18 protein-coding genes, 1 tRNA gene and 1 pseudogene are annotated in these 19,334 nt (G+C 63.8%); 11 read left to right on the top strand and 9 right to left on the bottom strand.

Annotated elements, in window-relative coordinates; all coding sequences use genetic code 11:
• The first annotated feature begins 182 nt into the window (after positions 1-182).
• A complete protein-coding gene (locus tag C9I57_RS07860; RefSeq protein ID WP_107150049.1) occupies positions 183-656 on the top strand; it encodes a DoxX family protein in 474 nt (157 codons plus the stop codon).
• Positions 657-736: 80 nt separating this feature from the next.
• Here the strand turns inward: C9I57_RS07860 and C9I57_RS07855 are convergent, their stop codons facing one another.
• Entirely contained in the window at positions 737-1,312 is a 576-nt protein-coding gene (locus C9I57_RS07855) for a sigma-70 family RNA polymerase sigma factor (protein ID WP_107150048.1), read from the bottom strand.
• Positions 1,297-1,938 (bottom strand): DUF1109 domain-containing protein, encoded by a 642-nt coding sequence (locus C9I57_RS07850; RefSeq protein ID WP_107150047.1) that lies wholly within the window; start codon positions 1,936-1,938, stop codon positions 1,297-1,299. Before C9I57_RS07850 ends, C9I57_RS07855 begins: the two co-directional genes overlap by 16 nt.
• A gap of 237 nt (positions 1,939-2,175) precedes the next feature.
• Between C9I57_RS07850 and C9I57_RS07845 the strand changes: the two genes are divergently transcribed.
• The 3 genes from C9I57_RS07845 to C9I57_RS07835 are packed head-to-tail and all read left to right on the top strand — an operon-like array spanning position 2,176 to position 4,152.
• Positions 2,176-2,445 carry a BufA1 family periplasmic bufferin-type metallophore gene (locus C9I57_RS07845; RefSeq protein ID WP_018441313.1) on the top strand — a complete coding sequence of 90 codons (270 nt, stop codon included), beginning with the start codon at positions 2,176-2,178 and terminating at the stop codon, positions 2,443-2,445.
• Positions 2,446-2,479: 34 nt separating this feature from the next.
• A complete protein-coding gene (gene bufB / locus C9I57_RS07840) occupies positions 2,480-3,376 on the top strand; it encodes an MNIO family bufferin maturase (RefSeq protein WP_107150046.1) in 897 nt (298 codons plus the stop codon).
• Positions 3,373-4,152, top strand: a complete 780-nt coding sequence (locus C9I57_RS07835) for an HvfC/BufC N-terminal domain-containing protein (RefSeq protein ID WP_107150045.1) — start codon at positions 3,373-3,375, stop codon at positions 4,150-4,152. Before bufB ends, C9I57_RS07835 begins: the two co-directional genes overlap by 4 nt.
• A 407-nt stretch (positions 4,153-4,559) precedes the next feature.
• Here the strand turns inward: C9I57_RS07835 and C9I57_RS07830 are convergent, their stop codons facing one another.
• A complete protein-coding gene (locus C9I57_RS07830; RefSeq protein ID WP_107150044.1) occupies positions 4,560-4,910 on the bottom strand; it encodes a ribbon-helix-helix domain-containing protein in 351 nt (116 codons plus the stop codon).
• A 36-nt stretch (positions 4,911-4,946) separates the two neighbouring features.
• The gene (locus tag C9I57_RS07825; protein WP_107150043.1) at positions 4,947-5,525 is read right to left on the bottom strand and encodes a DJ-1/PfpI family protein; all 579 of its coding nucleotides are present in this window, start codon (positions 5,523-5,525) and stop codon (positions 4,947-4,949) included.
• Between the two features lie 301 nt (positions 5,526-5,826).
• Here C9I57_RS07825 and C9I57_RS07820 point away from each other — a divergent pair, with 301 nt between their 5' ends.
• Positions 5,827-6,429, top strand: coding sequence for a phosphatase PAP2 family protein (locus tag C9I57_RS07820; protein ID WP_107150195.1), 603 nt, complete (start codon positions 5,827-5,829; stop codon positions 6,427-6,429).
• A 344-nt stretch (positions 6,430-6,773) separates the two neighbouring features.
• Here C9I57_RS07820 and C9I57_RS07815 read toward each other — a convergent pair.
• Positions 6,774-6,849: transfer RNA gene (locus tag C9I57_RS07815), tRNA-Lys, on the bottom strand.
• A gap of 218 nt (positions 6,850-7,067) precedes the next feature.
• Here C9I57_RS07815 and C9I57_RS07810 point away from each other — a divergent pair.
• Both C9I57_RS07810 and C9I57_RS07805 read left to right on the top strand, forming a co-directional pair.
• On the top strand, positions 7,068-7,472 hold the full coding sequence (locus tag C9I57_RS07810) for a PaaI family thioesterase (protein ID WP_107150042.1): 405 nt from the start codon (positions 7,068-7,070) through the stop codon (positions 7,470-7,472).
• Between the two features lie 39 nt (positions 7,473-7,511).
• Entirely contained in the window at positions 7,512-8,399 is an 888-nt protein-coding gene (locus C9I57_RS07805) for a patatin-like phospholipase family protein (protein WP_107150041.1), read from the top strand.
• A 4-nt stretch (positions 8,400-8,403) separates the two neighbouring features.
• On the opposite strand, the gene C9I57_RS07800 is transcribed toward C9I57_RS07805, so the two are convergent.
• Entirely contained in the window at positions 8,404-9,417 is a 1,014-nt protein-coding gene (locus C9I57_RS07800; protein ID WP_107150040.1) for a D-2-hydroxyacid dehydrogenase family protein, read from the bottom strand.
• A gap of 316 nt (positions 9,418-9,733) precedes the next feature.
• Between C9I57_RS07800 and C9I57_RS07795 the strand changes: the two genes are divergently transcribed.
• The gene (locus C9I57_RS07795) at positions 9,734-11,593 is read left to right on the top strand and encodes a phosphoenolpyruvate carboxykinase (GTP) (RefSeq protein ID WP_107150039.1); all 1,860 of its coding nucleotides are present in this window, start codon (positions 9,734-9,736) and stop codon (positions 11,591-11,593) included.
• Positions 11,594-11,835: 242 nt separating this feature from the next.
• A pseudogene (locus C9I57_RS07790) lies at positions 11,836-12,750 on the top strand (LysR family transcriptional regulator); the annotation flags it as partial.
• A gap of 297 nt (positions 12,751-13,047) precedes the next feature.
• On the opposite strand, the gene C9I57_RS07785 reads toward C9I57_RS07790, so the two are convergent.
• From C9I57_RS07785 to dprA, 3 genes are all read right to left on the bottom strand, one after another.
• Positions 13,048-15,702, bottom strand: a complete 2,655-nt coding sequence (locus C9I57_RS07785) for a DNA topoisomerase III (RefSeq protein WP_107150037.1) — start codon at positions 15,700-15,702, stop codon at positions 13,048-13,050.
• Positions 15,703-15,927: 225 nt separating this feature from the next.
• Positions 15,928-16,305, bottom strand: coding sequence for a thioredoxin family protein (locus tag C9I57_RS07780; RefSeq protein WP_107150036.1), 378 nt, complete (start codon positions 16,303-16,305; stop codon positions 15,928-15,930).
• Positions 16,306-16,373: 68 nt separating this feature from the next.
• Complete coding sequence (dprA, locus tag C9I57_RS07775) at positions 16,374-17,540, bottom strand: DNA-processing protein DprA (RefSeq protein ID WP_258187546.1); 1,167 nt, start codon at positions 17,538-17,540, stop codon at positions 16,374-16,376.
• Positions 17,541-17,797: 257 nt separating this feature from the next.
• Between dprA and def the strand changes: the two genes are divergently transcribed.
• Positions 17,798-18,301: a peptide deformylase gene (def, locus tag C9I57_RS07770; RefSeq protein WP_107150034.1), complete on the top strand. Its 504-nt coding sequence runs from the start codon at positions 17,798-17,800 to the stop codon at positions 18,299-18,301.
• Between the two features lie 27 nt (positions 18,302-18,328).
• A complete protein-coding gene (fmt, locus tag C9I57_RS07765; RefSeq protein ID WP_107150033.1) occupies positions 18,329-19,312 on the top strand; it encodes a methionyl-tRNA formyltransferase in 984 nt (327 codons plus the stop codon).
• Positions 19,313-19,334 lie beyond the last annotated feature (22 nt).

Here is a 19,334-nt window from a genome sequence, read left to right as displayed (position 1 = left end):
GTCGCTCGACGCACCATTCGACGATGAGCGGCGGATGACGATCCGGTAACCGTCACATTCGCTGATTGGAGCCTCAAATGATGACTGTCGAAGCGCTCGCCGTTTCCGTCTCGCCTAGCACGACCGCACCGCGGCGCCCGCGCCAACGGCCCTGCACGTCGCGTGTCTGACGGGAGATCGGCATGCAAACGACCCCTATCGATAAGGCGCTGACTCGCGGCGGCCTGCGCGGCTCGTGGAACCGCTTGGCCGATCTTGCATCGCGGCTCATCGGTCACTCGCTGCTTGCGCTCGTGTGCCGCTTGTCGATCGCCGCGATTTTCTTCCTTTCGGGGCGCACGAAAGTCTCCGGCCTGCTCACCTTGAAGCCCGGAACCTATGCGCTCTTTCGCGACGAGTACAAGATCCCCGTCATTCCGCCGGAGATCGCGGCGCACATCGCCGCGTATTCCGAGCACTTGTTTCCCTTGCTGCTCGTGCTGGGGCTTTTCACGCGCGGCGCGGCGCTCGCGCTGCTCGGCATGACGACGGTCATCGAGGTCTTCGTCTATCCGGACGCATGGCCGACGCATCTGTCATGGGCCGGCCTGTTGCTTTACATGATCGGCCGCGGCGGCGGCGTCTTTTCGCTCGACCATCGGCTCGGCATCAAATGAACCGGTGAGCTGCGGCGCTTGGCTTTGCGCGATGCGGTAGCACCGGGGCGGTGCGTGCATCGCGTTGCAGGCCAGCCCCGCTAGGCGAGTCCGCGGATTCGTGCCGCGAGCGCTTTGAGACCGCGGTGCACGCCCACCTTGACGGCAGATTCCGAAAGCCCCGTCAACTGCGCCGTCTCCGCGACGGAAAGACCCTGCAGCTTTACATGAAGAATGGGCAGGCGTTGCTTGTCGGGCAACTGCTCGAGCAGCTTGCCGATATCGCGGCGTGCAGCCGAGGGTTCGTCGTCCGCGGCGGCGAAGATGTCGAGATAATCATCGATCGGCTCATGCAGCGATTCGCGGCGCGATCTCGCCCTGAAAAAATCCATCAGCTTGTAGCGCGCAATCGCATGAATCCAAGCGGTAAGCGGCTCGTCCGGCCGATACGTGTGGCGGCCGTTATGGACGGCCAACAGGATTTCCTGAACGAGGTCTTCGACGTCGTCGGCGAGTTGCGGAATTCTCCTGCGCAAGTAGCCGCGCAAGTACCGCGTCAACTCCGCGAGGAACGTGCGATAGGCGACAGCGTCGCCATCCATGCCGCTGAGGAGCAGAGCCCTCAGTCGCGTTTCTGTCGGGTGCACGGTCGGTCGGCCTCTTACCAGCGCAAGCATCGAGGTCCGATGAGCGCGCCCACCGCCGTGGGAAGCGCCATGCCGAGCAGATACCAGACGGCCCAGAACGGGACGCCCATTTCGGGGCAGTGTAGACAATAGGCAACCGTCGCCGTCGCGCCGGCCATCGCGCCCGCCGAGGCGCCGGCCATGCGCAGCCGTGTGGGCGCGAGCCCGCGCACCGCGGAGATCGCGGCGAGAAAACCCGGTATCGACAGAAAAGCGATATTGAACGGACAGCTTCGCCAGGTGTGGCCGAAGAGCAGTAAAGCGCGCTCTTCGGCCGGTGCGATCGACCATACGGCCAAGCCGGCGATCCAGACGATCGCGATCGGAACGGCAAGCCCTGCCCACGCGGTGCCGATGGTGACACCAGGCCGGGAGAGCCGCGCCGTGAGCGCAAGCGAGCCCGCGGCGAGCGCGACGGGAAGCGAGACCTTCGCCCAGAAGAGCGGCGTGACGAGCATCTCGCCGATATCGGGCCGCAAGCCATAGAAAACGAGCACGAGCAGCGTCGCGCCCAGCGCGCCGGCGAGAATGGCCCAACTGAAGCGGCGGGCCGCCGCGTGCTTGTCGACCGGCGTTATGCCGGCCGCGAGCAGCGTGACGAGACGATCGGTTTCCATGACGTTGTACTTGCGATTACCCTGGTAATTCGTTCGGCTGCCGGATTCGGTTACCGATTCCACTGCGGTCGCAGCGATTATCGTCGAAAAATCGACGGCGGCTGTAACCGCCGCCGCGAGCGTGGCGAACTAACCGACGGATCGCTCATTGCACTATGCTGCTGACGAACGAATCCTCGCCGCACTGCAGCGCTGACGGTCTGCTTACTATCCATCTATCGATCAGGAGTCCAGAGAATGAACGCAATCAAAGTTTCCGCCGCCGCTTTCGTCCTCGCATCGCTCGCAGCGAGCGTTTCCGCGCAGGCGCAGTCGAACGGAGCCGTCGAGAAGTGTTACGGCGTCGCGATGGCCGGCCAGAACGACTGCAAGGCGGGCGCGGGCACCACGTGCGCGGGCACGCAGAAGATGGATTACGACGGCGCGCACTACAAGAACGTCCCGGCCGGCACCTGCACGACGATCAAGACACCGAAGGGCCACGGCATGCTCGAGCCGTCGGCGTGAGCGACGCTTAGTCGTCCTGACGGTCGCCGCGATCATGGATGCGATGACGCAGCTCGGTGGGGGCCTCGGCCTGAAGCCCGCGCACTATGGCGACGCTTATGCGTCGACGGCGCGCGGTCTATGGTTCGAGGTGCACCCCGAGAACTACATGGTCGGCGGCGGTCCGCGCCTTGCGTGGCTCGAGGCGATCCGCTCGCGGCATGCGATCTCGCTGCATGGTGTGGCGCTCTCCTTGGCGGCGGACGCCGCGCCCGATGAAACCCATTTGCGGCGCCTGAAGGCGCTCGTGGATCGCGTCGAACCGGCGCTCGTCTCCGAACATCTTGCCTGGTCGGCCTGGCGCGGCACCTATCACCCGGATCTGCTGCCGTTTCCGCGCACGCATGAGGCGCTTGCGCGCGTAGCCGCGAATATTGGATGCACGCAGGATGCGCTGGGCCGTCGAATCGCGATCGAAAACCCGACGCACTACCTAGTGATCGATGGGCACGACTGGAGCGAAGCCGATTTTTTCGCCGAGCTCGTAAGGCGGACCGGCTGCGGTCTGCTGCTCGACGTCAACAACGTCTACGTCAGTGCGCGTAACGTCGGCATCGATGCGGCTGCTTATGTCGATACGATCGGCGCGGCATCGGTGATGGAGATTCACCTTGCCGGGCATTCCCATGACGCGGGTACGACGCCGCCGTTGCTCATCGACTCGCACGACGCCGCCATCGATGAAGCCGTATGGGCACTTTATCGGCGCGTGATTGCGCGCATCGGCGCGCGACCGACGTTGATCGAGCGCGATGACAACATTCCGCCGTTCGACGTTCTGCTCGCGGAGCGCGAGCGCGCGCAGGCGATTCTCGAAGCATGTCCACACTGTACGGGGCTTGAAGCTACACGGGGAGATTCCGATCGCGGCATGCAAGAGGCTGCGCAATGACGAGCACACTGACACAATTCCAGGATGCGTTCGTCAATGCGCTCTTCGGCGAGACGACGAACGACGAGCGAGTGGCACGCTTGACCGATCAAGCCGGCTTCACGGTCTATCGCAACACGATATTCAAAGGCTCGGTCGATGCATTGCAAGCCAACTTTCCAGCCGTCACACGGCTCGTCGGCGAGCAATGGTTTCGCGCGGCTGCGGCGGCGTATGTAAGGACGTCGCCGCCGGCCGACGCAAGACTCGTCTACTACGGAGCCGATTTTCCGGCGTTTCTCGAGGAACTCGAGACCGCGCGCGAACTGCCTTATCTCGCGGACGTCGCCCGCCTGGATCGCTTATGGGTCGAGGCGCATGTCGCTCGCGAAGACGCGCTTGCCGATGCCGCGGCGATTGCGGCATTGTCGGCCGAGCAACTGGAGCGGGCCGTGTTGCGCCCGCATGCGGCCGCACGCTGGATCTGGTTTGAATCCATGCCCGCTTACACGATCTGGCGCGCGAATCGTGAGGAGTCCGAAGTACCCGAAGATCTCGTCTGGCAGGCGGAGGGTGCATTGATTACGCGTCCGCGCGGCGAGGTGATCTGGCGCCCGTTGTCAGCGGCCGGTTGCGCGTTTCTCGACGCATGTGCCGAAGGGCAACCGTTCGAAAGCGCGGCGCAGCGTGTGCTCGAGCGCGGTGCCGATGTCGATCTGGGCGCGATCCTCGGCGATTTGTTGTCGGCGGGCGCGCTCGCCGACGTAATGCAATCGCCCGGGATCGTCAACCGCTAATCGGGACGCAGCGCACCGATACGACAGTAAGGCACCGAGAGCATAAGTGGCGCACCCGGCCTCCGCGACGGCCGACGTCGTCCGAATTTTTTGCGGGAAGCGTACCGCAAGAAGCGCATGCATCAGAATTCGCGTTCCCCGGCTTCGCGTTGCGGAAGGCATCAGGGATTTTCGCAATGCGAAAGCGGCAGCGGCGCGCGCCAATGGTTTAAAAGGTGGGCGCCCGCGCAAGCATTCGGCCTTGACCACGAAAGCTGCGTGACTCATAGGCCTGCGGGTCGCCGATGAATGCTGTGCGCGGCGGACACGCCGCCGACCGAGTTGGCGGGGCGGGTGCGCGCTTGAGGCGAGCGACTAGTGCAAACGAGAACTCGGTGATTTGCCAACAGCGCGGCGGTGATCCCCTTTCAGCCTGCGCTGACCACCACTGGCCTGAAGGCCTTCTCCACTGCAGTGCCCTTCGCCTTGTCCTCTTCCGCAGCATGGTCCTTTGCCGCCTCGAGCGAGAGATAGCGTAGGCAGCACACCCGTAAGAACGAGGCGAAGTTCGCGGGCGTTTCGCCCCGTAGCGAAACCAGTTCGTCGTAGAGCTTCACGGCGAACTGACTCGTCGTCACGCCTTCGCGGCTCGCGATCTCTTGCAATACGTCCCAAAAAAGATTTTCGAGGCGGACCGTTGTCACCACGCCATGGATGCGCAGCGCGCGAGTCCGCGATTCATAGAGTATCGGGTCGGCGTTGACGTAGATTTGGCACATCGTGCTTGCTCCCGTTTGCTGGTACTGTCCTCAGGCTCAGAGCGCGATTCGGGTACCGAGTAGATCGAGGAACTGCCTCAGCCACTTCGCGTGCGAGGTCCATGCCGGCGCCGTGACGAAGGATCCGTCGGTAATCGCCTCCGGCCAATCGAGCGCGACATATTCGGCCCCGCCTAGCCGAACTTCCGGCGCGCAGGCGGGATACGCCGAAATCCTGCGGCCGCGAATAACGTCCGCGGCGGCGAGCAACTGCGCCCCATGGCAGACGGCGGCGATCGGCTTACCCGATTGCGCGAAGTGCCGTACGCAGTCGATCACACGTTCGTTCAAACGCAGATATTCTGGCGCCCGTCCGCCCGGGATCAGTAGTGCATCATAGCTTGCGAAATCGATCGCATCGAACGTCGCATTGAGCGTGAAATTATGGCCACGCTTTTCGGAATAGGTCTGATCGCCCTCGAAATCGTGGATGGCCGTGCGGATCTGGTCGCCCTCTTTCTTGCCCGGCGTCACCGCGTGAACGACACATCCGACGACAGCGAGCGCCTGGAATGGGACCATCAACTCGTAGTCCTCCACGTAATCGCCAGCGAGAATCAAGATCTTCTTCGACATGGTAGTGCCCCCTTTTGACTGGTGACGTCGATACGCCTGGTGGCGGGTGCTCTCAGTCTAGGCAGGTTGCGCGCGCAGGGGTAATAACCGGTTAAATGCTGATCGGGACTTTCACTAGGTGGTTAGGCGCTGCGTCGAACCTTCTTGCGCGATCGGAGTAAGGCGGTTCGTGAGGTGGTTGTCGTAGTAGCGTAAAGGAGTATCAGTGCTCTTGCGTTAACCGGCCCTTAAGCTCTTTGCTCTAGTCTTTGGCGTTCATTCAACGCCGTCATATCAAGAATGGACTAAGCAAACGCCCATGATGCAAGCAATCGAAGCATTCAATCGAGCGGTTTTCCTCCATGTCAACGCCACATCCGGTACGCCACGTTGGCTTATCGATGCTGGCCTGCTTGTCGCCAACTACGCCATCTGGCTAGTCCCTTTCGCACTCGTGTGCATGTGGCTAGCTGGAGGAAGCCAGCGCCGCGAAGTTGCCGTGCGCGCGACTCTGGTCGGCTCGCTCGCACTTGCCGCCAATCAACTGATCGGGATGGCGTGGTACCACCCTCGACCGTTCGTGATTGGACTCGGACATACGTTCTTGGCACATGCGCCCGACTCATCGTTCCCAAGCGATCACGCTACGCTGCTTTCCGCAGTGGCGCTCACGTTCCTTTACGCCGGGAAGCGACTACTTGGCATGTTCGTTATCGCCATCGGCATTGCGGTGGCATGGGCGCGCGTATTTCTGGGCGTGCACTTTCCGTTCGATATGATCGGTGCGGCCGGTGTTGCCTGGATGGCCTACCTTGTCAGCGCACCGTTGTGGCGCTCGTGGGGACCGGCTGTTACGCGGACGTTCGTTGTCTTCTACCGAAGAGCGCTCGCTCGGCCCATTGGCCAAGGGTGGTTGAGGCAATAGCAGGGGCGCTGCCACCATTGCTACGAATCGTCGAAGCTACAAAAGGAAATCCCCCACATGAGTTGCCGGCTTGCACCGGGCCCAGATGTGAGGGACATATTGCGCTGCATGCTAGCGGCGATCGCCGCCTCGCGCAAGCGAATTTACCGCGATAGTGCTACCGAACCCAGTGCATTCCAACACGAGTTGCCCAGATCAACCGACCTTATTCGTTTTTCTGGCGCCATGCCCAAAGCGCCGCGGACGCTCAGAATATATTGAGCGCGTTGACCAGATCCGGTTACTCGGAGACGGAAAAGAAAAAAGGGTTACAGAGGCAGTGCGCCTATAACCCTTTGAATTCTTGGTGGGGCGTGAGTGACTCGAACACTCGACCTACGGATTAAGAGTCCGCTGCTCTACCAACTGAGCTAACGCCCCCCACAGACTGCAAAGTATGACGTACTTTTTCGTGCTTGCCAAGTCCCCTTCTTAATTTTCTTGGCTGAGCCAGCGAGTTGCCTCTTGTTGCACCTAAAGCAACAGCGGTGTGTTGCACCCCTTCCTGACGCATTCGTCTGACCACCGCTATCATTCCGCTGAGACGCACGCCGCGCAACCGCGCGAGCGGCGCGCCGCAAACGAGGACGGAGACACATATGAACGAATCCGCAACCGCCGCGCTGCTCGAGCGCGTGCTGGCGCCGTGGGTACGATCGCTGGCACTCGAGCCCGTCTCGGTCGGCGAAGGCAGTGTCACGCTGCGCTTGCCCTTTTCCGGTGAGTTCCGCCATTCGGGCGGCGTGATCTGCGGCCAGGTCTTCATGGCCGCGGCCGACACTGCGATGATCGTCGCCATCTCCGCCGCGCTAGGCGAGTACCAGCCGATGACGACGGTTTCGCTCAACGTGAACTTCATGCGCGCCGTCCGTAAAGGCGACGTCCTCGTCACCGCACGCGTACTGCGCCTGGGCCGAAATCTCGTCTTCGGCGAAGTGGAGCTCTTCGACGAAGATGGCAAAATGGCCGTCCACGCCACGACCACCTACTCGCTGCTCACCTGACGCGAAGCGGCGCGGCGGAACACGGAGCTCGATCACAACATGTTCGACCAGGTCGTCTTCGCGGGCGGTGGCAACCGCTGCTGGTGGCAAGCCGGATTCTGGGACGTCGTGAAGCCCGAATTAGCGCTGGCGCCGCGCGTCATCGCCGGCATCTCCGCCGGCGCCGCGACCGCATGCATGCTCTACACGCGCGATTCGCATTGGGTCATGCGCTATTACGAAGAGGCGCTGCGCGACAACCGCAAGAACGCTTACTGGGGCAACCTCTGGCGCCGGGGCGCCTCCGTGTTTCCGCACTACCGCATCTATCGGCAAGCGCTGCTCGATATCTACGGCGAGCGTTTCACCGATCTCGCCAAGGGACCGGAAATTCGCATCGGCGTCTCGCACGTACCACGCTGGCTCGGCGCACACGTTTCGGTCGCGGCCGGCCTCGTTGCCTACAACATCGAAAAGTACGTTCGCAAGAAGCTGCACCCAACGCTGGGCCAGGCGCTCGGCTTCCGCCCGGAATATATGCGCGCTCAGGACTGCGCGGATGCGGTGGAACTCGCCGACCTCATCCTGCAGTCGTCGTGCACGCCGCCGTTTACGCCGGTTCTGCGCCGCGGCGGCAAACCGGTGCTCGATGGCGGCATGGTCGACAATGTTCCCGTCGCGGCGCTCGACGCCACGCCCGGCCGCGTGCTCGTGATGGTCACGCGGCTCTACCCGAGGCCGCAAACCTTTGTGCTCGCGCACGGCGCGCAGCAACGCGTCTACGTGCAACCCTCGCGCAAGGTGCCGATTTCGAGCTGGGACTACACGCAGCCGGGGCTAATGCGGCCGACGTACGACCTCGGCCGCGCCGACGGCGAAGCCTTCCTGCGTCGTGTGCCGGAGCTGCTCGAGCGGGCCGCAAGCGCGCGACCCGCCGCGCACCGCTGATTCGTTACCGCCTCCGAAGAGCGGTCAGCGCCTCCGGATTGACGACGCTCGACATATCGCCGGCATCGAACGCGAGGATGTTCTTGAACGCCGCGCTGAAATAGAGCTCGTAGCCTTCACGCTCGACATAGCCGATATGCGGCGTGCAGATCACGTTCTCGAGGCGCAGTAGTCCATAGCCTTGCAGGATCGGCTCGGTTTCGAACACGTCGACGGCAACCATCCCGGGCCGATTGCGCGTCAGTGCATTCGCGAGCGCGTTGTCCTCGAGCAGTTCGGCGCGGCTCGTATTGACGAAAAGCGAAGTCGGCTTCATGCGCATCAGGTCGTCTTGCTTGACGATGCCGCGCGTGGCGTCGTTCAAGCGCAGGTGCAGCGTCAGCACGTCGCTCTCTTCGAACAGCGCCTCGCGGCTCGCCGCGGTCTGGAAACCGTCGGCCCGCGCGGCTTCGAGCGAATGCTCGCGCCCCCAAACGAGAACGCGCATGCCAAAGGCCTTCCCATAGCCTGCGACGATCCGACCGATCTTGCCATAGCCCCAGATGCCGAGCGTATGCCCGTGCAGCACTTGCCCAAGGCCGAAGTTCGGCGGCAGTGCCGATGTCTTCAACCCGGACTGTTGCCACGCACCCTGTTTCAGATTCGCGACGTATTGTGGAATGCGCCGCTGCGCGGCCATGATGAGCGCCCACGTCAGCTCCGCCGGTGCAATCGGCGAGCCGACGCCTTCGAGGACGGCGATGCCGCGCTCGGTGCAGGCAGCGAGATCGATGTGGGCGCCGACTTTGCCGGTCTGGCTGATCATCCGCAGGTGCGGACACTTGTCGAGCAACTGAGAGCTCACGCGGGTGCGCTCACGGATGAGGACGAGCGCGTCGACTTCTGCCAGACGGCTCGCCAGCTGACCTAAGCCGCGCACCGTATTGTTGAACACTTTGACGTCATGTCCCGCAAGCATTTGAAAGCAATCGAGCTTGCGGACGGCGTCCTGGTAGTCGTCGAGAATGGCAATTTTCATAGGGGAAGGTTCTGCAGTGCACGTTGAACGCGATAGACGCGGTGATATCCTTGTCAGTTCCAACCTGTCGGAGAGATGGGAGCTGGCATGAGCGATGCAACGGCTGTCGTCACGATGCTCGGTGCTGCTTTCAATGCTGCTGTCGCTAGGCAGGAAGGCCTCTTTTTAACAGCTTGTTGCGACGCCGCGCAAGCTGTACGGCTCCTGACGCCCTTTCGCATGCGCGCTTTGCCGCGAAATGCATGCGTTTCCCGCCCGCGGCGTCATCGAGCGCCCACCGTTTCCCCTTCAACGACCATAAAACGGAGACTGCTCAATGAACGAGATCGCCTTTGGAGGTGCAGCCGCATTTGAGGTCCCTGCATATGTCAGACATAAGCGGCTGCGCGAGTGGGTCGCACGCATCGCCGCTTTGACGAAGCCAGACCGCATCGTCTGGTGCGACGGTTCGGAAGCCGAATACGACCGGCTCTGCGCGCAGATGGTCGAGGCCGGTACGTTGAAGCGGCTCAATCCCGCCAAGCGCCCGAACTCCTACTTGGCGTGGTCCGCCCCTTCGGACGTGGCGCGCGTGGAAGACCGGACATTCATCTGCTCCAACCGTCGGGAAGACGCCGGCCCGACGAACAATTGGATGGAGCCGGCCGAGATGCGTGCGACGCTCGACGGTCTCTTCGACGGCGCCATGCGCGGGCGCACGATGTATGTCGTGCCGTTTTCGATGGGGCCGCTTGGCTCGCCGATCGCTCATATCGGCATCGAGCTGACGGACAGTCCTTACGTCGTCGTCAACATGCGGATCATGACGCGCATGGGCGCTCAGGTGTACGAAGTCCTGGGCGACGACGGCGATTTCGTTCCGTGTGTGCACTCCGTCGGCGCTCCGCTCGTGGACGGCGCACGCGATGTATCCTGGCCCTGCAACGACACCAAATACATTGTCCATTTCCCGGAATCGCGCGAAGTCTGGAGCTTTGGCTCGGGCTACGGCGGCAACGCGCTGCTCGGGAAAAAGTGCTTCGCGCTGCGTATCGCGTCGACGATGGGCCGCACCGAGGGTTGGCTCGCCGAACACATGCTGATCCTGACCGTCACGTCGAACGAGGGCCGCAAGTATCGCGTCGCGGCGGCTTTTCCGTCGGCTTGCGGCAAGACGAACTTCGCCATGCTGATCCCGCCACCCGCGATGAGCGACTGGTCGATCTCGACGATCGGCGACGACATCGCCTGGATCAAGCCCGGCAAGGACGGCCGACTTTACGCGATCAACCCGGAAGCCGGCTATTTCGGCGTCGCGCCGGGCACGAGCGAGAAGACGAACTACAACGCGATGGCGACACTCAAGCGCAACGTCATCTTTACGAACGTCGCGCTGACGGACGACGGCGATGTCTGGTGGGAAGGCATGACGGACGAGCCGCCGGCGCATCTCATCGACTGGCAAGGCAACGACTGGACCCCCGAGATCGCACGCGAGACCGGCCGCAAGGCCTCACATCCGAACGCGCGCTTCACGGCGCCGGCCGCGCAATGTCCGTCGATCGATCCCGACTGGGAAAACCCGGCCGGCGTGCCCATCGATGCGTTCATCTTCGGAGGCCGGCGCTCCAGCACGGTGCCGCTCGTCACTGAGGCGCGCAACTGGGTCGAGGGCGTTTACATGGCGGCGACAATGGGGTCCGAAACCACGGCCGCCGCAGCTGGCCAGCAGGGCGTCGTGCGTCGTGATCCATTCGCCATGCTGCCGTTTTGCGGCTACAACATGGCTGACTACTTCGACCATTGGCTCAAGCTCGGCAAACGCGTGGACGCGCTCGCCGGCAGGCTGCCGAAGATTTTCTGCGTCAACTGGTTCCGGAAGGGACCCGACGGCAAATTCGTCTGGCCCGGCTTCGGCGAGAACATGCGCGTGTTGCGCTGGATGATCGGACGAATCGAAGGCCGCGCGGGCGGAGTCGAGCACGCATTCGGCATTTCGCCGCACTACGAGGACATCGAATGGACCGGGCTCGAATTCACGCGCGAGCAATTCGATCAAGTGATCTCCGTCGACGAGGCGGCGTGGCGGCAGGAGCTCGCGCTGCACGACGAGCTTTTCGAGAAGCTCCACGATCATCTGCCTGCTGCGCTGACACAGACGAAGGCCGGTATCGAGGAGCGGCTCGCCGCCGCCTGACACCGCGACTGGGCGGCTCAGCCGCCTTTCCCGACGATCGAAAGCCGCCCGCGGGCGGCTTTTTTGCGTGCGCCCGCATCCCCTGCAACCGCCGCCGCGTAACAGACGGAAATCTGTCACTACTTCGAGGTCGGAAAAAAAGCGCTACCGCGCGCAACTCTGCACCGATTCGAGAGTCGTAGGACAATTACGTATTGGCTTGGGAATTTTTTTCTGAGCAATAACAGCGGCAGGAGTTGTCAATGGATCATTTGCAGTCAATGCGCGTGTTCGTGAAAGTCTCCGACCTGGGCAGTTTCGCCCGCGCCGCGAGCGCGATGGATATCTCCAACGCGGTCGCCACGCGCCATGTCGCGGACCTCGAAGCCCGGCTCGGCACGCGCCTGTTGAACCGCACTACCCGCAGCCTCTCGCTCACCGAATCAGGGCAAGTCTATCTGGAGCGCGCCCGCCAGATTCTCGACGAACTCGAGGACGTCGAGCAGATGGTCGTCGCCCGCAATCACGAACCGGTCGGCACGCTGCGCATCGTCGCACCGGTCGTCTTCGGCCTGCATAACCTCGCACCCGTATTGCAGACCTACGTCCGTCGCTATCCGAAGGTCGTCCCCGACCTCACGCTCGTCGATCGCGGCGTCGATCTCGTCGAAGAAGGGTTCGACGTCGGGATCGTCATCGCGCAGAAGATGCGCAGCGCCAGCATCGTCACGCGGCGTCTCACCACGGGCTGCATGATCGTCTGCGCCACACCGGCCTATCTCGAGAAACACGGCGTGCCGACGCGGCCCGAGCACCTGGCCGATCACGCGTGCCTCAGTCTTCCTTCCGAGTACTGGGGCGAAGAGCGCGTATTTACCGGGCCCGAGGGCGAGGTGCGCGTGCGGCCGTCGAACGTCATCGTTTCCAACAACACGGAAATGCTGCGCCAGTTCGCGCTGCTCGGCATGGGCATCGCGATTTTGCCGAGCTATCTGATCGGCAGCGACGCCACACGCGGCAATCTCGTCCGCGTACTCGCCGACTACAAACTGCCGAAGGTCGAGGTCAATATCGGCTACCCGAGCCGCCGGCATCTGCCGGCGAAAGTGCGCACGTTCATCGACCATCTCGTCGAGCACTTCAGCCGGACGCCGAATGGCACACTCGGCGAGCTCTGGCTACACCAGGACCGCTCGGCCGTGCAGGATGGATCGCTCGCGCAGCGGGACGACGAGGACGTCGTCGAATCGAACGAAGAGTACGAGGTGGACGCGCAGCATTCGTATGACGGCCGGCACGACGGCGCGCTGTCGAAGGTGCCGAGGGCGGCCCGCCCGCGTGTGAGCACGCCGTCGCCGCTCTGATTCGTCGTTTTCGGTCGAGCTCGCAGCCGGTGCCGGTTCAGTGCCGACCTGCAGGCCGCCGCACGGGATCTGAGTCAGTGCTGAAGCGCTGACTCGGATCGATCGCGGCAGTTACGCCCCGACTTTCCGAACGGGCGCTTTCTTTGCGGCCGGCGCCTTCGTCGCCGTCCTCGCGGCCGTCTTGGCGGCCGTTTTCTTTGCCGGCGCTGCTACGGCTTCGGCTTCATGCTCCTGAGTCTCGTCGGCCGCCGCGGCCCGCGCCGCTCCCTGTGATCGCCCGGCCGACTTGGCCGCGGTCTTGGCCGAGGGCTCCTTCTTTTCGAACTCGAAGCCGATCTTTCCGTCGCTCTGCTTGACGAGGTAGGCCTTGAAATTGCGGCCCGTGCGGGAGGATTTGAAGCCCGTCAGCAGATCGGTACGGCCTTCCGAGAGCAACTTGGCCATTTGCTCTCGGGCGATCTCCTGCTGGAGGATGACCTTGCCGGAGCGGAAATCGCAGCTCTTCGGCGTTGCCACGGCGTTCTCGCAGACGTAGCTCATGCCATGCTCGTAGACATTCGATCCGCATTTCGGGCAAGCGCCTACGGGTTCCTGATCGGAGAAATCGGGCGCTTCGCCGTCTTCGCCTCCCTGGTCCTGGCCGAAGTCGAATTCGAGCTTATAGTTCTTGATCTCGTCGTCGAACGTGAGCTTGAGAATCGCCGAGAACGGCCGCCCCATCTTGCTGCGAAAACCTGACAGCGGGCCGATCTCTTTTTTGGCCAGCAGCGTTTCCACTTCGTCGATTTCGAACTGCCTGCTACCCGGAATCTTCGAGATCGAGAAATCGCACTGAGTGCAGGCGAAGCGCCGATAGTTTTCCTTCACCTGCCCGCCGCAATTCGGGCAAGGCGTGGAAAGCGTCGCATAGTCGCCCGGGATCGTGTCGGAGTCGTATTCCTTCGCACGCTTGACGATGGTTTGCGTCATGCGCGCGATCTCCTGCATGAACGCGTCGCGTGCGAGCCCGCCGCGCTCCATCTGCGCAAGTTTGTGCTCCCACTCGCCCGTGAGCTCGGGGGCCGTCAGTTCCTTGACGCCGAGCCCGCGTAGCAGCGTCATCAGCTGAAACGCCTTGGCGGTCGGGATCAAGTCGCGGCCCTCGCGCACGAGATATTTCTCGCCGAGCAGGCCTTCGATGATCGCCGCCCGCGTGGCCGGCGTGCCGAGTCCCTTCGCCGCCATCGCCTCGCGCAGCTCGTCGTCTTCGACGAGCTTGCCGGCGCCTTCCATCGCCGAGAGCAGCGTCGCTTCGTTGTAGCGCGCGGGCGGCTTCGTCGTCAGCCCGTGCGCGGCGATCTTGTCGGTCTTGACCTTCTCGTCTTTCTGCACCGGGGCGAGGTTGCCTTCCTCGCCGCCCGCGTCACGGCCATAGACTTGCAGCCAGCCCGGCTCGATCAGCACTTTCCCCTCGGTCTTGAACTGATGTCCTGCGACCTCCGTGATGCGCGTCGTGACGCGATACTCGGCCGCGGGGAAGAAGACCGCGAGAAAGCGCTTGACGACGAGATCGTAAAGCTTCTGCTCGGGCTCGGAGAGCGACTTGGGTGCCTGCAGCGTCGGAATGATCGCGAAGTGATCGCTGATCTTCGAGTTGTCGAAGATCCGCTTGTTCGGCTTGACCCAGTTCTTGTCGAGAACCTGCTTCGCGAACGGCAGGTAGTTGTTGCTCTCCTTCAGCATTTCCAGCGTGCTCTTCACCGTGCCGAGGTAGTCCTCGGGCAGTGCGCGCGCATCGGTACGCGGGTAGGTGAGCACCTTGTGCTTCTCGTAGAGCGCTTGGGCAAGGCCGAGCGTGTTCTTTGCTGAAAAACCGAAGCGGCCGTTCGCTTCGCGTTGCAAGCTCGTCAGATCGAAGAGCAGCGGCGAAAGCTGGCTTGACGGCTTTGATTCTTCCGTCACCGTGCCGATCTGGTCGCGGCACGCTGCCACGACGGTCTCCGCGGCGGCAAGGCTCCAGAGCCTCGATTCGCGTTTTTCGGGATCGAACTCGTCGCGCTTGAACTTCGGGTCGAACCAGCGGCCCTCGTAGAAGCCGCCCGCACAGACGAAGTCGGCGCGCACTTCCCAATAGTCGCGCGGGACAAACGTGCGGATCTTCTCCTCCCGCTCGACGACGATCGAAAGCGTGGGTGTTTGCACGCGCCCGACGGTCGTGAGGAAGAAGCCACCGCCCTTGCTGTTGAACGCCGTCATCGCCCGCGTGCCGTTGATTCCGACGAGCCAGTCGGCCTCCGAGCGGCAGCGCGCCGCGTCGGCGAGCGGCTGCATCTCGGCGTCGCTGCGCAGACGCGCGAAGCCGTCGCGGATCGCCGCGGGCGTCATCGATTGCAGCCAGAGGCGTTGCACCGGCTGCTTGGCCTTCGCATGCTGGACGATCAGCCGAAAGATGAGCTCGCCTTCGCGGCCCGCGTCGCATGCGTTGATGAGTCGATCGACGTCCTTGCGCTTGATCAGCTTGGTCAGGACCTTGAGCCGCGACTCGCTTTTCGCAATCGGATTCAGATCGAAGTGCGGCGGAATCACGGGCAAGTGGGCGAAGCTCCACTTGCCGCGCTTGACTTCGTATTCCTCGGGTGCGGCGATCTCCAGCAGATGGCCGACCGCCGACGAAAGAACGTATTCGTCGCTCTCGAAGTACTCGTCATGTTTCGTGAAGCCGCCGAGCGCTCGAGCGATGTCGTTCGCGACGGAGGGCTTCTCGGCAATGATCAGTGCTTTGGACATGACTCGATATCGTGGGTGTTCGGGGTCATAACCCCTATAGTGGTCCCTTCAACGACCGCTTTATAGCACACGGCGCGCGGATGGCGGCCTTCCATCCGAAAACCAGCGTCGATCGTGCATTATTTCGAGCGCCGTGGTAGCGACACCGATCTGCCATCCAGCATCGTTGGTGCCGCGATCGCCCGATCGCGCAAGGGCGCTTTCGGGGCACGCAAAGAAAAAGGGTCAGGCTTCGATGAGCGCCGGACGAAGCTTCGGGGCTCCGACGGCGCCGGGCAGTGCCGTCAACTCCGAAAGCAGGCGCTCGGCGATCGAGACGTGCGGCAAGACCGTGCCAAAAAAGCGCGTGGTCGTGCTGTCTTCGATAAGCAGGGTCGGGAAGTTTTCGACGTCGAGGTCTTCGAAGCGATCCGCGTGCGTTTCGATGTCGATCCAGACGAAGCAAATCTCGGGATGCGCATCGGCAAGCCGGTCGAAATCGGCGCGATAGTCCCGACATGTACCGCACCATTCGGCGCACAGGCACGCGACAAGAAGCGTATCGCCGTCATTCACGCGCTCGGCGATCCGGTCCGAATCGGTATCGAGGTTCAGCGCGGGCATCGAGGTATTCCTTGCAATGTTTTTGGCTCTTTGTCTCGTGTGACTCTAGCATGCCGTAGTCTTGTCGGTCAGCCCGGGGGCCGCACCGTTCTCACGAATCGGCCGCCCGGCAGTGCGCTCAGCCGTCCCGCCAATTCGAGCTCGAGGAGCATGCCTTGGAGGGTCGCACTGTCGATGTCGGTCCTCGCCGCGAGGATTTCAAGCGTCGCGGGTGCGTGGCCGAGCGCATCGAGCACGCGAGCCGCGCGGCCGTCGGGCGGTGCCGTGTCGCGGCTGCCCGCGCGTTCCTGCGCTGCCGCCGGCTCGATGCCGAGTTCCTCGAAGACGTCTTCCGGCGTCTCGGTCAGCTTCGCGCCGTCTTTGATGAGCCGGTGGCAGCCGCGAGAAAGCGGCGAATGGATCGATCCGGGCACGGCGAACACGTCGCGCCCCATTTCGTTGGCGAGCCGTGCCGTGATCAGCGATCCCGAGCGCAGCGCCGCCTCGACGATCAGGACGCCTCTCGCCAGCCCCGCAATCAGCCGATTGCGCCGTGGGAAATGCTCGCGCCGCGCGGGTGTGCCGAGCGGCCACTCGGAGACGATCGCGCCGCGCTCGGCAAGCTCGGCGGCGAGCGCGCCATGGCGAGCCGGATAGACGATGTCGACGCCCGTGCCGACGATCGCGACGGTGCCGCCGTGCACATCGAGCGCGCCGCGGTGGGCGGCGCCGTCGATGCCGAGCGCGAGCCCGGAGACGATCGTGAGGCCCGCGCTCGCGAGGGCGCTGGCGAAATATTCGGCATCCTCGAGCCCCTGCGGCGTGGCGCCGCGACTGCCGACGATGGCCACTGCCGGCTCGTGCAGCAGTTCGAGCCGCCCTTTCACATAGAGCAGCGGCGGCGGATCGTGCATGGCGCGCAAGGCGGCCGGGTAGGCCGCGTCGCCCAGGGAAACGAGCGCGTTACCGGGCTCCCGGCACCAGGCGGCAACGCTTGCCACGATTTCATCGAGGCTGGCCGCGGGCGGCGCAAGCACGGCGCGTGCGGCGGGCTCGCCGGCCACCGCCGCGAGCGACGCCAACCGCTCGGCGCGTATTGCCTGCGGCGTGCCGAACGTGTCGATGAGCGCGCGCAGCGCGGCGTGCGTGAGCCCGCGCGCGCTGGCGAGCGTCAGCCACGCGGCCAACTCGGCGTCGGTCATGCGCGGCGCTTGCATGGGGCCTGGACTCGCCGCGCACGGAAGGGCGAGCTGCATGATAGAATTTTCATCATCCGAAATGATCTCCTGTGCAACGCGAGCGCCCGCCTGCCTTGGTTCGCAGGGGGCCGAGGCACGCGGCCTCCGGCGTATCTTGGCCGTGCGATCGGGACCGGACAAGCTGGCCGAACGGCATATCGACGAGCGCGGGAATTCCGACCATCATCATTTGTATGCGAGCGCCTGCCGTCGTAGCGGCTCATGCGCGAACGAACGTCGCGCGCGTTGCGCTCGGGAACGAGACTTTTTGAATCATGGCTTTGCTGAACATCCTTCATTACCCAGACAAGCGGCTGCACAAGGTCGCGAAACCCGTCGCGGTCGTCGACGAGCGCATCCGCAAGCTCGTCGCCGACATGGCCGAGACAATGTACGCCGCGCCCGGCGTGGGACTCGCCGCGACGCAGGTGGACGTCCACGAGCGTGTCATCGTGATCGATGTATCGGAGACGCACGAGGAACTGCGCGTCTTCATCAACCCCGAGATCGTCTGGTCGAGCGATGAGCGCAAGATCGCCGAAGAGGGCTGCCTCTCCGTGCCGGGCATTTATGACAACGTCGAGCGCGCCGAAAAGGTCCGCGTGCGCGCGCTGAACGAGCGCGGCGAGCCGTTCGAGCTCGATTGCGACGGCTTGCTCGCGGTCTGCATCCAGCACGAAATGGATCACCTGTTGGGGCGCGTTTTCGTCGAATACCTGTCGCCGCTCAAGCAGTCGCGCATCAAGACGAAGATGAAAAAGCTCGAGCACGCGATGTAACGCCCGCCTTCGGATACGCGCTTGCTCATGACACACCGATTACGCGTCGTTTTCGCCGGCACGCCCGAGTTTGCCGCGGCGGCCTTGGCCGAGATTCACGAGGCGGGCTTTCCCGTGCCGCTCGTGCTGACCCAGCCGGACCGGCCCGCCGGCCGCGGCATGAAGCTGCAGGCGAGCGCCGTCAAGCGCTACGCCGTCGAGCACGGGCTCGCGCTCGCGCAACCGCCGTCGCTGCGCCGTGGCGGCAAGTTCCCGGCCGAGGCCGCGGCCGCGATCGAGGAGCTGAAGGTGACGCCGCACGACGTGATGGTCGTCGCGGCCTATGGGCTGCTGCTTCCGCAGGAAGTGCTCGACATCCCCCCGCATGGCTGCATCAACATCCATGCCTCGCTGTTGCCGCGCTGGCGCGGCGCGGCCCCGATCCATCGAGCGATCGAGGCGGGCGACGTCGAAACGGGCGTCACGATCATGCGGATGGACGCGGGACTCGACACGGGGCCGATGCTGAGCTTCGCGCGCACGCCGATCGAGCCGCGCGACACGACGGCCATGCTGCACGACAAGCTTGCCGCTCTCGGCGCCCGGCTGATCGTCGAAGCGCTCGTCGAGCTCGAGCGGAGCGGCAGGCTCGTTGCCACGCCCCAGCCCGACGTCGGCGTGACCTACGCTGAGAAAATCGGCAAGGACGAGGCCGCGCTCGATTGGCGGCGGCCGGCCGAGGCGCTTGCCCGGCAAGTCCGCGCATTCGATCCGTTCCCCGGGGGCGCGGCCACGCTCGACGACGGCTCGCACCTGAAGATTTGGGCCGCCGAGCCCGTTGCCTCCGAGCGAAACGGTACTGAACCGGGTACGATCGTCGAGGTCGCGTCCGCAGGCGTCGTCGTCGCCTGCGGCGACGGCGCCCTGCGACTCACGCAGTTGCAAAGGCCCGGCGGCAAGCGCCTGACGGTACGCGAATTCCTCGCGGGCGTCCCGCTCGAGGCCGGCAGGCGGTTCGCGCTGCCGCACTAGTTTTGGCAAGGAGCACTGGCCC

This window comes from Trinickia symbiotica (genome assembly GCF_003028655.1).
GTDB lineage: Bacteria > Pseudomonadota > Gammaproteobacteria > Burkholderiales > Burkholderiaceae > Trinickia > Trinickia symbiotica_A.
This window is presented reverse-complemented; position numbering and strand designations above follow the sequence as displayed.

Bases quoted from the DNA above. Each gene is read 5' to 3' on its own strand.
- C9I57_RS07820 (WP_107150195.1), top strand. From the start codon at position 5,827: ATGCAAGCAATCGAAGCATTCAATCGAGCGGTTTTCCTCCATGTCAAC.
- dprA (WP_258187546.1), bottom strand. From the start codon at position 17,540: ATGCAGCTCGCCCTTCCGTGCGCGGCGAGTCCAGGCCCCATGCAAGCG.
- C9I57_RS07810 (WP_107150042.1), top strand. From the start codon at position 7,068: ATGAACGAATCCGCAACCGCCGCGCTGCTCGAGCGCGTGCTGGCGCCG.
- bufB (WP_107150046.1), top strand. From the start codon at position 2,480: ATGGATGCGATGACGCAGCTCGGTGGGGGCCTCGGCCTGAAGCCCGCG.
- C9I57_RS07845 (WP_018441313.1), top strand. From the start codon at position 2,176: ATGAACGCAATCAAAGTTTCCGCCGCCGCTTTCGTCCTCGCATCGCTC.
- C9I57_RS07835 (WP_107150045.1), top strand. From the start codon at position 3,373: ATGACGAGCACACTGACACAATTCCAGGATGCGTTCGTCAATGCGCTC.
- C9I57_RS07780 (WP_107150036.1), bottom strand. From the start codon at position 16,305: ATGCCCGCGCTGAACCTCGATACCGATTCGGACCGGATCGCCGAGCGC.
- C9I57_RS07825 (WP_107150043.1), bottom strand. From the start codon at position 5,525: ATGTCGAAGAAGATCTTGATTCTCGCTGGCGATTACGTGGAGGACTAC.
- def (WP_107150034.1), top strand. From the start codon at position 17,798: ATGGCTTTGCTGAACATCCTTCATTACCCAGACAAGCGGCTGCACAAG.
- fmt (WP_107150033.1), top strand. From the start codon at position 18,329: ATGACACACCGATTACGCGTCGTTTTCGCCGGCACGCCCGAGTTTGCC.
- C9I57_RS07795 (WP_107150039.1), top strand. From the start codon at position 9,734: ATGAACGAGATCGCCTTTGGAGGTGCAGCCGCATTTGAGGTCCCTGCA.
- C9I57_RS07800 (WP_107150040.1), bottom strand. From the start codon at position 9,417: ATGAAAATTGCCATTCTCGACGACTACCAGGACGCCGTCCGCAAGCTC.
- C9I57_RS07785 (WP_107150037.1), bottom strand. From the start codon at position 15,702: ATGTCCAAAGCACTGATCATTGCCGAGAAGCCCTCCGTCGCGAACGAC.
- C9I57_RS07855 (WP_107150048.1), bottom strand. From the start codon at position 1,312: ATGCTTGCGCTGGTAAGAGGCCGACCGACCGTGCACCCGACAGAAACG.
- C9I57_RS07805 (WP_107150041.1), top strand. From the start codon at position 7,512: ATGTTCGACCAGGTCGTCTTCGCGGGCGGTGGCAACCGCTGCTGGTGG.
- C9I57_RS07850 (WP_107150047.1), bottom strand. From the start codon at position 1,938: ATGGAAACCGATCGTCTCGTCACGCTGCTCGCGGCCGGCATAACGCCG.
- C9I57_RS07830 (WP_107150044.1), bottom strand. From the start codon at position 4,910: ATGTGCCAAATCTACGTCAACGCCGACCCGATACTCTATGAATCGCGG.
- C9I57_RS07860 (WP_107150049.1), top strand. From the start codon at position 183: ATGCAAACGACCCCTATCGATAAGGCGCTGACTCGCGGCGGCCTGCGC.